The organism is Peribacillus loiseleuriae (assembly GCF_001183985.1).
Taxonomy (GTDB): Bacteria; Bacillota; Bacilli; order Bacillales; family DSM-1321; genus Peribacillus; species Peribacillus loiseleuriae.
Genome location: NZ_LFZW01000001.1, coordinates 2,565,012 through 2,579,235 on the forward strand (window position 1 = coordinate 2,565,012; position 14,224 = coordinate 2,579,235).

At 35.4% G+C, this 14,224-nt stretch carries 12 protein-coding genes; 6 read left to right on the forward strand and 6 right to left on the reverse strand.

Annotated elements, in window-relative coordinates:
* Window positions 1-6: 6 nt before the first annotated feature.
* Window positions 7-1,590 carry a SagB family peptide dehydrogenase gene (locus AC625_RS11965; RefSeq protein ID WP_049681474.1) on the forward strand — a complete coding sequence of 528 codons (1,584 nt, stop codon included), beginning with the start codon at window positions 7-9 and terminating at the stop codon, window positions 1,588-1,590.
* A 258-nt stretch (window positions 1,591-1,848) separates the two neighbouring features.
* On the opposite strand, the gene AC625_RS27285 is transcribed toward AC625_RS11965, so the two are convergent.
* Together AC625_RS27285 and AC625_RS11970 are read right to left on the reverse strand one after the other, a co-directional pair.
* A complete protein-coding gene (locus AC625_RS27285; protein WP_180320096.1) occupies window positions 1,849-1,986 on the reverse strand; it encodes a hypothetical protein in 138 nt (45 codons plus the stop codon).
* Between the two features lie 821 nt (window positions 1,987-2,807).
* The gene (locus tag AC625_RS11970) at window positions 2,808-3,926 is read right to left on the reverse strand and encodes a tyrosine-type recombinase/integrase (RefSeq protein WP_049681475.1); all 1,119 of its coding nucleotides are present in this window, start codon (window positions 3,924-3,926) and stop codon (window positions 2,808-2,810) included.
* A gap of 528 nt (window positions 3,927-4,454) precedes the next feature.
* On the opposite strand from AC625_RS11970, the gene AC625_RS11975 reads away from it, so the two are divergent.
* From AC625_RS11975 to AC625_RS11985, 3 genes are all read left to right on the forward strand, one after another.
* Window positions 4,455-4,634, forward strand: a complete 180-nt coding sequence (locus tag AC625_RS11975; protein WP_049681476.1) for a hypothetical protein — start codon at window positions 4,455-4,457, stop codon at window positions 4,632-4,634.
* 288 nt (window positions 4,635-4,922) lie between these two features.
* Window positions 4,923-5,819 (forward strand): carbohydrate kinase family protein, encoded by an 897-nt coding sequence (locus AC625_RS11980; RefSeq protein ID WP_245644991.1) that lies wholly within the window; start codon window positions 4,923-4,925, stop codon window positions 5,817-5,819.
* Between the two features lie 907 nt (window positions 5,820-6,726).
* On the forward strand, window positions 6,727-7,053 hold the full coding sequence (locus AC625_RS11985; RefSeq protein ID WP_049681477.1) for a hypothetical protein: 327 nt from the start codon (window positions 6,727-6,729) through the stop codon (window positions 7,051-7,053).
* Window positions 7,054-7,677: 624 nt separating this feature from the next.
* Here AC625_RS11985 and AC625_RS11990 read toward each other — a convergent pair.
* The 3 genes from AC625_RS11990 to AC625_RS12000 form a co-directional block, all read right to left on the reverse strand.
* Window positions 7,678-8,829, reverse strand: a complete 1,152-nt coding sequence (locus AC625_RS11990; protein WP_049681478.1) for an acyl-CoA dehydrogenase family protein — start codon at window positions 8,827-8,829, stop codon at window positions 7,678-7,680.
* 91 nt (window positions 8,830-8,920) lie between these two features.
* Window positions 8,921-9,847: an MBL fold metallo-hydrolase gene (locus AC625_RS11995; RefSeq protein WP_049681479.1), complete on the reverse strand. Its 927-nt coding sequence runs from the start codon at window positions 9,845-9,847 to the stop codon at window positions 8,921-8,923.
* A 4-nt stretch (window positions 9,848-9,851) separates the two neighbouring features.
* The gene (locus AC625_RS12000) at window positions 9,852-10,619 is read right to left on the reverse strand and encodes a helix-turn-helix transcriptional regulator (protein WP_049681480.1); all 768 of its coding nucleotides are present in this window, start codon (window positions 10,617-10,619) and stop codon (window positions 9,852-9,854) included.
* Between the two features lie 354 nt (window positions 10,620-10,973).
* Between AC625_RS12000 and AC625_RS12005 the strand changes: the two genes are divergently transcribed.
* Window positions 10,974-11,795 (forward strand): alpha/beta fold hydrolase, encoded by an 822-nt coding sequence (locus tag AC625_RS12005; protein ID WP_049681481.1) that lies wholly within the window; start codon window positions 10,974-10,976, stop codon window positions 11,793-11,795.
* 165 nt (window positions 11,796-11,960) lie between these two features.
* Entirely contained in the window at window positions 11,961-13,325 is a 1,365-nt protein-coding gene (locus tag AC625_RS12010; protein WP_053178089.1) for a cytochrome P450, read from the forward strand.
* Window positions 13,326-13,781: 456 nt separating this feature from the next.
* Here AC625_RS12010 and AC625_RS26760 read toward each other — a convergent pair whose 3' ends face one another.
* Window positions 13,782-13,937 carry a hypothetical protein gene (locus tag AC625_RS26760; RefSeq protein WP_156187517.1) on the reverse strand — a complete coding sequence of 52 codons (156 nt, stop codon included), beginning with the start codon at window positions 13,935-13,937 and terminating at the stop codon, window positions 13,782-13,784.
* Window positions 13,938-14,224: the final 287 nt, after the last annotated feature.

Sequence of the window (14,224 nt, forward strand, 5' to 3'; positions counted from 1 at the left end):
AAAGATTTGGAGCTAGATACATTTCTACACCATTTACATTTTGACACGGATAAAATCTGTCCGCCGGATTGGCAGGTGGACTGGGAAGACGCACCACTTCCCTATAAACTGTACCGCGGCTTACCAGAGATTCCTCTTACCGCAGATGTACCGTTAGCACTCAAGAGAAGAGAAGCTCATTTAAAACCCAGCTTAGCGGAACTGGGTCATTTCTTATGGTATATTTACGGTCTTACTCAATACTCTCAATTCGCTTTAAACGAGGGAACAAAGGAAAAAACTGTGAGCTTTTCCGAGTCAGTACGGAGATTTGTTCCTTCTGGAGGGGCGTTGTATCCCAATGAATTATATGTGTATATAAAGCTTGCGGACGCTCCAACAGGAATTTACCATTACGATGTGGCACATCACCGCCTAGTTTTGGTGCGAGAAGGAAATTACGATGTCTACTTATCTAGAAGTCTTGGAAATAGCTATCAAATTTCTGACTGTTTTTGCACTGTTCTTGTCTCGACAATTTTTTGGAAAAATTTCTATAAATACAATAATTTTTCCTACAGGCTGCAAGGGTTAGATGCAGGTGTGATAATTGGGCAATCGTTAGAAGTAGCCAATCAGATGGGTTTCTCTTCAGAGGTTTGCTACCAATTTCTTGATCGGTCTATTAATCATTTGCTTGGGCTATCCGAACAGGATGAAAGTGTATATGCGGTTATCCCATTATCTATTAATCCACCTATCCATAGCGTTGACAACAATCATAATCGAGAAGAAATTATTTCTGCTACAGAATTGTGCCGGGAAGTGCCATTGTTGAAGCATGTTTCTTATAACCGTTCAAAGAGGATCGTTGATTATCCTAGCTTGAGAAAACTTAACGAAACATCCATGTTTGAAACAACGCAGTCATTTGTAAAGATAAAGAAAAATAATAGTGTGAAACCTTCCTTAGGTACGGAGATGATTATGCTTCCCGTTACAGAATACTTTCCATACGATCTCGCATCGATTTGCAGGAAGCGATATTCTCCTGATATCGATTTTATGATGGGAAAAGTGAGTCAAACACAACTAGCCACTTTGTTAAAAGAGACATGTTCCTTCACGTATCAGAATGACCTTGACGACACACATGGAAATATTTGTGCTCGTGTTTCTTTGTATGGCAGTTTATATAATGTGGAGGGAGTTCCAAGTGGTGCCTACTCTTATGACAAAAACGCTCATGCACTTCAGGGAATAACCCAGGGAGATTACCGGCAGTTTTTACAATTAGGATTAACAGCGACCAATGTGAATCTGTATCAAGTTCCACTCTGTATGCATGTCGTTGGAGACAAGAATCACCTCAAAGAGAAATTGGGATATAGAGGATATCGCATTCAACAGATGGAAGCGGGCATTCTCGTACAACGCCTGCTCTTGATGTCGTGTGCCTTAGGAATGGGGGGCCATCCACTGCTAGGATTCGATACGAAGCAATGTGATGAACTTTATGGAATCGAATCGAAAGGAAAAACCAGCTTAATTCAAATTCCGGTGGGTCCATCCCGTCCCCGTAATTGGTTAAAAGGGATCATGCTTAGCTAGGAGAGACAAAAGTACGTTATATTTCGCTCTCAACCATTTTGGTTGGGGGTGTCTTTATATTGTTTAGAGCACAATGTCAAATACAACGGGGTTTAATATTTAGAAAAGGAATGAATCCTAGAGTCGTTGTTTAATGGTTGTGTGGATTCATTTAAACTTTAAATAAGGTTTAAAATATGTTAAACGAATCAATCGCTTTCTTTTTCTGTTCAAATTCTACATGGGTATAGATTTCTATTGACGTCTAAAAGAGTTTCTTTATAGACATGAAATAACGGGGTAAAACAATTGGATGGAGGGGAAGGAGACGTTCTTTTTTTCTTTTCCTCGAATTAATGCTTCAGTACCCATGCCGCCAAAGGTATTCTGCCCGTCGCTATGTGCTTCAGAAGACATAGAGTCCACCTTTTCTTAAAAGAAAATAGGCACCTTTTTTGTTTTATATAGAGTTGCTGTAAAATACAAAATCAGTTACAAAAAGGTTATTATTGTAATCATAAATCTTTACTGCCGTTTTCGTATTATAGACCTGCCGTTAATAACTTTTTTCATTGTAAATCTCTCCTTAAAGTGGTTTAGTACAAAATAATAATTTCTCAAACATTTAAAATAGTATAATTTCTAATTCTTAAAATTCTAGTCTTTGAAGAAGTTCTTTTAAGAATTTTTAATTTTTTTAGAAAATAAGTGGACTTTAGTAAAAAATAAATCCCGATTTTATCTTTTTATTTAATAGATAAAATCGGGATATTTATGCTGGGAACCCCTTAATGCTGTAATGATAGTGAAGTCTTTCATAAAAAAACCAAAAAAGTATATTTTAGTAAAAATATCGATAGAATATATATTAATCATTTTATCTCCGAATATCCTTCGAAAATTAATTTTATTTACTAAGGGGGTGCTATTGCAAAGTAGTAAATATAAGCTCTGCTGTAAAATACTATTAAATTCCTTTGTATCAAGATAGATTAATTATTAGATAAAAGGAAATAATCGTTTTATCTAAATTACTAATATGCTGAAATTTTATTAAAACTTAGTATAGACCAAAAAACAGTGAGTTAGTATGCTTCAGGTTTTCTCTCAGACGAAATGAACTTTTTTTGTATACTATTCTTCATTTGTATCAGACTTATATCCACAGACTTTAAAGACAATGCAAATTCCCCGTATATAAGGTTTACGGGGAATTTATTTTATATACTTTAAATCAGTCACTTAAACACATTCACTTTATTTAAATAAACATGCGTGTTATCCTGATTCACACGTTCTAAATAGATATTTGTGGTCGAGATATCCGAATGACCGGCCCAATCTTTAACAACAGCAAGCGGAACATCATTTTCAAGTAACATCGTGACAAAGGTATGTCGGAACCAGTGAGGTGAGACTTTTGAATTTTTTCCTGCCAAATGAACGGCTTCCTTGACAATCTTATAAAGGCTTGGATAGGTTAACCGTTTTTTATGTTCACAAGGTTCTTTCTTATTATATAAAGCGAAGAAAAGCGGATTGACATCTTCTGGATTTATCTCAACAGACTCTCCAAGGCTTTTTCGATAATCGAATAGCAGCTCTATAGTCTCATCTTTGACGGGAATGGATCGTGGTTTTTTCCCTTTACCAATCACATCCGCATATAAATGACCTTGACGATTGTAACGAAAACTTCCCCAATTCAAACTTACTAGCTCACTGGCACGAAGACCCGTGGTATATAAGAGATATCCAATCAATAAATTACGTTTTTCCAACTGTTCACGATTGGTATTTGCTTTCACAATTTTTGGGAAGCAGGAAATCAGATATTCCGCATCTTTCTGATTCAATTCTCTGACTTGGACACGAGTTTGCTCCGCTTCTAGACGAGTTTCTTCTATTATATAGTGTCCTTTTTTAGATGTTGGCTTGGAGATCCAAGTGGAAAGATGTGCTTTATAAAATTGCGTTTCATATCCAAAGTCTAATAGTCTCCGAAAAAACTCTAGTTTTCTTATAGCAGATTTAGGGGCATACTTTTCTTTAATATATTTATTGTAGACTTTGACTTCCGGAAAACCTATGTTTCGAAAAGACAGAGAATGCTCCATTAAAAATTGTAGTAACGTTTTGGCATCCGAACGGTAAGCTCTTATCGTGTGTGGGGAAAACTCCTTATCTGGAGTAAATACTTTTTCTGAAAAAAATAGTTCCAAAAAATCTTGCTCAGAACTATCCGAAAGAGAAAGGTTTCGATGTTCATCAAGCAAGTGTCGATGTTCTAATTTATTTTGCAACTGAGTTAAATATTGCTCACTTGTCAAATGATTAAAATTAGTTAAGTCATTCATTAGCTAGACTCCTATATGTATTTAAATTTATTATAATTTTATTATGTATAGTATTGATAATACCTAATTATCTTTACTTCTATTTTAACATAGAATATTCGTTCTATATAGGGGATTCTTTCACAAAAATATCTATTTTTCTAATGTCTGAGATTCGCTCTCAGACGAAATTAGTTTTCTTTTTTAATACCATTGGTCATTCATTTCATTACAGAAGCTCTCAGTAGTTTCTGCGAGTTCTTCCAAAAAAAGGTTCTACTTGATAGTCAAGGAGGGTAAAGGAACTTCTTTTTTGAAAGGATTATGTTAGCCTTGATTAATTAATAGTTAATGGTTGTGAAGTATATTCATGTGAACATACGAAGAGATAGGTTTCAAATAGGAGTGAATGACGAAGAAATACAGATGCTATGATCAGAGACTATTGAAGAACTTTTAAATCTCAGCAAAATGGATTTCTGAATGGTCATTATATCAACTTATTAAGAAAAGCACCCTGATGCGATTTATCAATACAGAGTCCAATGGTTGGGCAACCAATCGCTTGATATTTATGTCCCGTCTCAAAAAATGGGATTTGAATATCAAGGAATTCAGCATTTTGAACCTGCCGACTTTTTTGGTGGAGAAGAAGCGTTTAAACATAGAGTATATTTAGATGAATTAAAGAAGAAGAAAGCAGAGGCAGAAAAGGGAAAAATTATCTAGAACATCTATGATCAATGAATGTTTTAGAAAAAGAATTTATCTACTCACCTGATACGTGTGAATAGTTTTTTTATTTTATGCTATTTGACCGCTACCATAGTGGGGGTGCATTTATAACTCTGAAGAATGCCTATGACCCTTTCATAGACACTCGTTTTATAGGTAAGAAAAATTCGTTTACAATGGGCGTGCCGATATTGATACAGAATTATAATGAATAATTTTAAAAATGCTGGTAGAATGATAATCATCGAATTTATAGAATGTTTAAAAGGTGGGACTAGTAGTTTGAGCAAAGAAGGAATCATTTCTTTAGGTGAGGCATTTGTTGATCTTATTTCCGCTGATCAGACAAATACAAGGTATCAACAGTTCGTAGGAGGGGCAACAGTGAATGTTGCAGTGAGGGCAAGTAGATTTGGCATTCCTTCTTATTATTTATGTAAATTAGGGACAGATGCAAACAGCTTGTTTGTCGCAAAGGCACTGAAAAAGGAAAACATCAATATTGACTATTGTGTTCCTTCTTTTGAGAAAAAGGTATGTAGTGTGTACATACATCTTAATGAGGATGGTGACAGATATTTTCATAAATATGTGAACGAGACTCCGGATGAATGGTTAACCGTTGATGAATTAGAGCAAGAGCTTTTTCATGTTGGAAAAATCTTTTATTTTAGCTCTGGGACACTTTTCAATGATAAAGCACGAAAAACGACAGAACAGGCGTTAGCATATGCAGAAGAATACCACATGCTGGTGGCGTTTGATGCGAACATTCGCTTAAAGCGTTGGGAAAGTGAAGAAGAATGCAGGGAGCGGGTCTCTTCTTTTATGAAACGAGCTGATCTTGTGAAGGTGACGGAGGATGAATTGCTGTTCCTGACAGAAGCAAGCACAATGGAGGAAGGTCTAGTTAAAATGTCTAGCCTGAACATTCCGTTTCTGTTCATTACAATGGGGGAAGCGGGAGCATGTGTTTTACATGATGGAAACATAATGGATGTTCCAGGAATCAAAGTTAAGGCTGTAGATACAACTGGTGCGGGAGACGCTTTTTTCGCAGCTATTTTATCTCGTTTTCACAAAGAGGGAGTGCCAGTGGACGATAGCCAATTAAAGGAGTATGTTCATTTTGCCAATAAAGTAGGTGCAATTGCGACGACAAAAATTGGTTCATTGTAATTATACTGATCAAGGAAAAGGCTAATTATTGAAGGGATTTCTTCTACACGATCTAATGATAAAGTATTACATTCAAACTAAAGGGCAGCTTTCCTTATAGATCTAGCTGCCAAAAGGATGAAGAATAAGTTATACCAACAAAGCGAAAGGATGTATTCTTATCGTTGAAAATAAATCAAAAACCATCACAACCAAGAAGTCCAAATAAACGCCTTTGCGTTGCAAGAAATATCACATTCATTATCCAAATGAAAATGAGCATTGGCTATGATTACTCTCGAAGTAACCGTATTACATAGAGAAAAATTGGTCCTAAGCAATTTTTCAGAAACATAAATCTAGATATTGGTGTGAAATGTTCAAATTCAATAACTGTATTATAGGTTATTACTTCTACAAAACGAATTACATAAGGGACTTAAATTGGCTAAAAAAGAATCTCTGTAAGCTTTCAAAATTGGTACAAAGTTCGAATGGAGCGGCAATAACCGTTCCTTTTTGTCTTTTTCGTGAATTCAAGTAGTTAAATCTTAATCTGAAACGAGGAATGTTAGCGTCATAAGAAATAGCAGTAAATCACTGATTTTTTATGAATAGATTTTAGAATATAGTTAAATTACTGTGTGATTACAACCAGGTTTCCCTAATTAATATTAATATTAATATTGTTAAGTTAGCTTGAAATGAATGATTTTATTTGATTGTTTAACATTGCTTCAAAAAACAAATAACGAATTAAATTTACAATATATATAATAATATTCGTATTTATATATCAAAAATGCGATTCCTCCACCAGCGGAACACAGCATACTTTAGGAAAAACACGAACGTTGTAAATGTTATTAGATATAAAGTAACTAAACAACAAGTATATCCATCAATTCTGAAAAGGAGGGAGAAAATATTGAAAAAGTTAGTATTAACTCCAATGTTGATTCTTTTATTTGTTATTTTGATGGGTTGTAATTTGATTCCATCTAAGAACAATTTGTCGATTGAAATGATAGCATTTAATGACCTTACAGATGAAGAACAAGATTTAATTCCTGTAAGTCCAAAGGATTCAATCGTAGAGAAAATAACAGTTAATAATGAAAACATATCCTTAATTGATAAGGACTATGACAAAGATCAAGTTTATTCTGTTACATTTAATAATACCGAGACAGATTCTTCAGGAAAACTTATGGTGTTTGTTGATCTGGATAAAGAAGCAGTTGTTGGGAATTGATTTACCAAATGGCGCATTTAGCTATAAAAAGGAAAGCACATAGATAAAGGGGGTTACTTTTATTTTAATTATTTTTTCTAGTTTACATAATATATATTATAGGAAGTCGTTTTATTTCTTTATATTTTGTCTCACATACTAAGAATACTTAATGAAATGAGACGAGAGAATAATTTTTACTATAAGTTACAATCAATTTGTTTTCAATTATTCCTAATTAAGATTATTAGTTAATTTTTTGTATTACGTCATTCTTATTACTAACGGATCCGTAAGTCATTTTATACAATTGCAAAATAAATTAACTGTACAACTGAAAAAAGTTGAAATCTTATTTAATGTAATTCTTTCTTATTGATCATAATGCTTTGTGATTAAATTTGAATCATTTTTATAATGAAAAATTATATATTATATATTTTTCATTACTCCCAATCGCTAAATCAGGACTTGAATTCCATTATCGAAATTTCATGTTCGTTCAATGATACATATCTTGAGTCTACTTAAGTCACTACTACATGTATTTGTAACATAAAACGGAATAAATACGATTTAATGTTAACAACCCACTAAAAAAGCCTGCTAAAAAGGAATAATTCCTCTTATACAGACTTTTTAACTTTATTTATCAAACAATGCCTGTTTGGCTAATGTGATTATTGCCATATCTTCCATTGGTGGGTTATGCAGACCAGCACGAACGTCGCGATAATAGCGTTGCAGAGGATTCATTCTTTGTAAGCTACGTGCTCCTACAACACGCATGGCTAGGTCAACAATTCGAATCGCTTTGTTAGTTACAGCTACTTTTACAGCTGCTAAGTCAGTTGTTAGCGTTTCTCTATTTTCCGGTTGTGTTTGCCATTTATTCGTTACTGAGTAAAGAAAATGACGAGCTTCTGTTAATTCCAATTCAATTTCACCGATCGTACGCTGTACGTTGGGTAAGTCTCTGATTGGTCCACTTATACTGTTGGGAGCATAAGTCTTCGCAAATTGTACTGCATAGTTTCTTGCTGCAGCAGCAATCCCTATGTAACATGCCGGAATATGCAACATCCAACCCGTTCCAGGTTTATTGGCTGTTTGCTTATGATCAACAAAATAACGTTCAGGAATTTTAACGTGTTCAAGTATTAAATCATGGCTACCTGTACCTTGCATGGAAATCATATCCCATGTCTCTTCGATTCTAACACCTGACAAATTCCGATGGATGAGGAACGTTCCCACACATTCCTCTGAAGGAACCCAAGCGGTAACTAGAAAAATATCAAGTACAGGTGATAATGTCGTAAACGTTTTTCTCCCCGTAATAATCCAGCTGTTCCCATCCTTTACAGCTGTTGTTTCAGGTCTTCCCCCTCGTGTTGGACTACCCGTTTTTGGTTCAGTTGCTGCGGTATTTACTAATGCTCCATTACCAATTTCTTTTAAAAATTCATCCATTACGACTTCATTCCAAGATTTTTTTTCCATTAAACTAAGAACCGTTCCAACATGCCAGCCAATAGAAAGCGCAGTAGGTCCACATTCCATCGCGATCCGCTCTTGTGCCAAAATAAAATCGTATAGCGACCCTCCAAGACCTCCATATTCTTTCCCTAATGTTAGCTTGGTGTAACCAAAATCTTTTAATTTCTGGATATTTTCAAAAGGAAATCCTCTCGTTTCATCTAACGTTCCTGCACGCGAAGCAAAATCCGAAATCGCTGAGCCTAACTGTTCAATATATGTTTTTTGTTCTTCTGTTTGAAAAAATGACAACGGTATTCCCTCTCCTTTATTATACTTTGCCTCACGTTAGCGCATTGCATTGTATTGATTTTTTTCCATCCACCTAAGTAAAATCCGTGCATTTTGATTAATCTTCCAACCAAAGTGTTCCACCAATATCCAATACCTGTAATTGTTTTTCTGGTAGCTCTTGTTTTCGCCATTCCCGCTGTAAACGATCCAAAGCTTCTGGACCTGTATCATCAGCAAGACGGTAAGTACCATAGTGCATCGGAATAAAGGTAGTTCCCCCCAGTTCCTGAAAAGCTTTCACTGCATCTTCCGGATTAATATGAGAATCTTTCATAAACCATTCAGGCTCGTATGCCCCGATTGGCATTAATACATGCTTAAGATTGAATCGTTTAGCGATTTCATTAAATCCACGGAAATAACCAGTATCTCCTACAAAATAGATAGAATGATCCGCTTCGATCGCTTCAATAATCCACCCGCCCCAATGTGATGAATTTGTATCGAATAGACTGCGACGTGTCCAATGCTGCGCAGGAACGAAACTAAGTTTCAGGTTTTGGTACTGGAATGAATCCCACCAATTCGCCTCACTGATATTCTTATACCCTTTTTTCAAAAAAAGCTGCTTCAGACCATAAGGAACGTAATAAATCGGATTTCCTGGCAATCGACGAATTGTTCCAAAATCAAGATGATCATAATGACTATGTGAAATAATCACGATATCTATGTCCGGTAACTCGTCAAAAGAAAGACCAGGCTCTGTCATTCGCTTCTGTGTACCTTGCCATTTTGCCCAAACAGGATCTGTTAAGATATTCACTCCACCTAATTGAAGCAGAAACGTTGAATGACCAATCCAAGTAATACTAGGTTCACTTCGATTGCTTTTAATCTCCGTAACTTGTTTGTCGTTTGCTTGAGGTATTAATGTGTTCAAATCCTTTTTCTTCGCGCGTCGTTCTTTATTCCATTGAAGCAATTCTTTAACAGATTTCGTATTTATAATGCCATCTAAATTTTCATATTTTATATTCACTTAATTAGCCTCTCACATTCGTACTTTCTCGTTCTAAAAAAGAGAGAACACTTCCTAAATATTTCTGAACTTCTTGAACCTGATAAGCAGCAGAATCAGCAATTTGTTTATAGTGATGCTGCCCCTCATCTGTTATTCTCAAATAACGCTTTGTCCGCTTTTCGCTTTCCCATCGACCAACCATTAGTCCGCCTTCCTCCATTTCATGAGAAAGATCGTACAAATAGCCGTTACTAGCAATCCAGCCGTATTTGATTTTCAATAAATCACCGATCTCGCCCATATATATCGGTCTTTTCGTAAAAGCCGCTTTTAAAGTAACGTAGCGAACCAAATCCTTTACGGAAATGATTTTTGAAAAATAAGAGCGATACTCTTCAGGAAGTTCATGGATCACAGGTGGGTTTTCACCTGACCCCTTCAAATCAAACATGAAACGATCAATCACATGCTTCACTTCACGAAATCGTTCTGAGAAATTATCTTGATACCATTTATAAAGCTCATTACCCTTTTCCGTATTTTGATAATAATGCCTTCCTTTTACTGTGTGAAACTTTAAGTGACCGGAACCTACAAGTTGTTTGCATGTTTTACATAAATAATCATAGCTATGAATTTTACCTGTAAATAGCTTTTGCAGTTCCTGATGAATCGCACGCGGGTAATTTGAATGGTTGGATAGCGTTTGCAGCAAATACATCGTTAAAAACTCTCGTTGACTTAAACCAACTGTCTCCAGTGTTACAGTAGTAGTATCACTTTTTTTCATGGCAAAGCCCCCTTAATTTATTAGAATACTCGTTCGGTTCTTGTAATCTATTATCCTACATTTACTGGTAAATAGCACGTAAATAGGGTTTTCTTACCTCGCATATGCCTAATACGTTTCAAATTCAATATGTATCAAGATATGTGTTTTTCAATACTTTCCTATTAAAAATTTATTAAAAACCACAAGCAGTTAATTGCATTTTAACATAAAAATAAAATGAGGAGCTCGATAGTATTCACTTTCAATCAGGGAGATTTATAATCTGTTGATTTTGAAGTTATTTACTGTTTGTAAACCTATTTTATCACCTATAGAACTAATACAATACAGTATTTTTGGAGGGGATGAAGGTTGGATAAGCAAAGTCTATTTTTACATGGCAAAAAAGTATCGTATATTGAGAGCGGGAACGTTAATGACCCACCTGTTCTTCTATTGCATGGGGTGCCTGAATCGAGCCTAGTATGGGGAGAAATGTTCCCATGTATTGTGTCTTGTGGATATAGAACCATTGCACCAGATCTCCCAGGATTCGGTGACAGTGACCCATTTGATGAACCCTCAACATGGGAGCGATTTGAGCAGTTTGTTTCGGATTTCACAACTAAATTAAATTTGGACAAATTCCATTTAATTGTACATGATTGGGGAGGTCTAATTGGTTTGAAATGGGCATGTGATCATCCAGAGAATATTCTAAGTCTGTTTGTTTCCAATACTACATTATCAGAGGAGTATAAATGGCACTCGCTTGCACAGATTTGGCAAACACCTAGGACCGGAGAAAAAGTAATGGAACTGATGGCTAATCGTTTACATTTTCAAAATGAAATGAAAAAGACCATTCCGAACATACCAGACGAAACTGTGGAAGACTTCTATCGTGTCTTTCGAACACCTGAATCAAGCAGAGTAATCTTAGATTTATACCGTTCGGGAAATTTAGACAAAGTAAAAACGTACAATGAAAAACTCAATCATATCAAAATACCAGTCACCATCATTTGGGGAGAAAATGATCCGTATATCCCTAATGAGTTTGCCTACAAACTTCAGAATGAAGGTCTACCACATGCAAACGTTTATATTATTCAACATGCAGGACATTTCATCCAAATCGAAGTTCCTGATGAAGTAAACATTTATATTCAACAGCATTTTCAAAACGTATAAAATGAAAAAAGGATGCCTGGTCTCTATTAGGCATCCTTTTTATTATTTACTTGAGGAAATAGCCAATTTACTTAATTTGATCTATGTTTTCAAACTTAGTCCAAGCTTATATTCTTAATTGTCATAGCATAATAGGAGTATTTCACAAAAGGAGGAAACACTCAATTGGCTGATTCAAATGTTTCATCTAATATTCCACAAGGACCAAAAGGAAGACTATTTACTGGTCATACAAAGGATTTTCAAGCTGACCCGCTTGCCTATTTTACTCATTTAGCAAACGAATATGGAGACGTTGCAAAATTTCGGTTCGGACCTTTTCAGAATGCATATCTGATATCCAATCCGGATTTAATAAAGGAAGTACTTGTAACAAAACAAAAATTCTTCATAAAATCAAAGGCCATGCATTCTTTAGAAGACATTTTGGGCAAGGGTCTTTTCACGAGTGAAAAAGAATTTCATATGAGTCAAAGAAAACTTATACAGCCCGCTTTTAAAAAGTCACATATTAATAGTTATGGCCAAAATATGATTGATATTACGACGGATTATCTTTCAACTTGGAAAGATGGGGAAGAACGAATGATTACGCAGGATATGATGAGCATCACTCTCGGAATCATTTGTAAGACGATGTTCAGTATGGATTTGAAGCAAGGATATGAACTTCTTGGTAAATCAGTTGAAACAGTCATTAGAATGGCCGTCAAAAGGATGAGAACTATTTTTCAACTTCCATTATGGATTCCTACAAAAAATAACCGTCAATATAAAAAGGTAATCCAAGAACTCGACCAAGTAATCAATAGCATGATTGAAAAACGTAGGGAAAATCCAAATGATCATGATGACATGCTTAAAATTCTTATGGATGCCAAAGATGATGAGAATAGATTGGGTATGACAAACAGGCAAGTACGTGATGAATTAATGACCACCTTCCTTGCCGGTCATGAAACGACTGCAAACGCGCTATCCTGGACCTTGTATTTACTTTCTCAGCATCCTGAAGTGGAAAAGAAACTTTTTGATGAAATAGATACCGTAATTGGTAGTCGTCCCCCAACTCCTGACGATTTCAAAAATTTAACGTATACACAAAATATTATTTGGGAATCTCTACGCGTATACCCACCTTCCTTTATCGTAGAACGAGAAGTCGAAGAGGATGTAATGATAGGAGGTTATCAGTTTAAAAAAGGAGAAATGGTTATGGTAAGTCAGTATGTGATGCACCGTAAACCAGAGTATTTTGACAATCCAGATTCTTTTATTCCGGAGCGATTTGAAAACAACTTTTTGAAAACGATCCCGTCATACGCCTACTTTCCCTTTGGTGGAGGTCCGCGAGTTTGCATCGGAAATCATTTTGCTTTGATGGAAGCGGTACTTGTCCTAGTATGTATTGCCCAACGATACCGGATCAAACTTGCGCCAGACCATCATGAGGTAGTCCCTTTCCCTACTATTACTCTCAGGCCAAGGCGAGGATTGCGAATGGTAGTAGAAGAAAGAAAATCAGATTGAAACACCACCGAGTTCCTCTTTTGATTTTAAAAAGTAGAAACATCTATCCCTTTAGACATTCATCTTCCAAATTTTTTTATCACTGACCAATTAAAATGGCTGCCATAAATGGACAGCCTGTTTTTTGATGTGTTTACTTATTACTTGTTAGAAATTCAACAATTATAGCATGCGCTCATTTCATTTTGTGCCATATTACATCGAGTTTCAGCAATCATCTCTTAAAAGTAAACATGAATAGAGGCTGCCCCAAATACAGATCTGACCTCGTACTTAATAAACAATTTATAATGAAAACTATTTATAAAAAGTATTGTAGTCTGACCCATCGATTTTGGGACAACCATTTTTTCTCTAAATACGATTGTTCCATACAAATTTTCATGATTTATATTTTAAACTTTAGAACATTTTCCCCCGCTCTACCGCAGCATTAATGGTGAATACTGTTCACGTTCAACTCTTAAATATTTCTTCATGTAGAAAATCGTTTTCTGCATAATCGTCAAGTTCCTTTAGATGTACAAAGAAACTGGAGTATACAAGTATTCCCATGCCTAGATATTCAATCACGGGATCGATGTGACTTTTACTAGTTGTTAACATATACATGGATCAGCCCCTCCTTTTGATAATTGGCAGAACCTCATCATATATGCCTTAGACTTATTGGCTATTAAATGACAGGCAGCCATTTAGTAATTTGATCAGATACATCACAGGTGTTTCTTAGAGCTGGACAGCCGCTTTTAGAAGCCGTTTCCTATTCTTTTACTTGTCGTCCAACTCTATAATCTAAAATATTCGGTGCTAAGAACACCTCTACTAAAATATGATTCCTTATCATATCGGATTGGACAACCATCATAATCTTCAAAATAAATCGATCAGACATGAAC